This window comes from Monashia sp. HAY1-5C (assembly GCF_056755255.1).
Genome location: NZ_JBPGXG010000901.1, coordinates 1 through 229 on the forward strand (window position 1 = coordinate 1; position 229 = coordinate 229).

1 protein-coding gene is annotated in these 229 nt (G+C 34.1%); it reads left to right on the plus strand.

All coding sequences use genetic code 11. The annotated features are described in order from the left end of the window. The coding region (locus ACR9ZK_RS23895; RefSeq protein ID WP_481344378.1) for a hypothetical protein at nt 1-229 on the plus strand (229 nt) is incomplete at both ends.

Here is a 229-nt window from a genome sequence, read left to right on the forward strand (position 1 = left end):
GGATTGATTATTAATGGTAAAATAAGTTTTAAAGATGCCGCTTTTAAGTTTTCTGATGATAAAAGAACAAAATTTAACGCAGGGGTAATTACGGGTGCAGACGGTTCAAGCAAAATAGAAAGAGAAACTGTACCTGGAACTATCAGCTATGAACTGGCTGGTCTTAATAAAGGTGATATTACCAATGCTTTTGATGATAAAGATGAAAGAGAAAGAAAGGTTGTAAAGG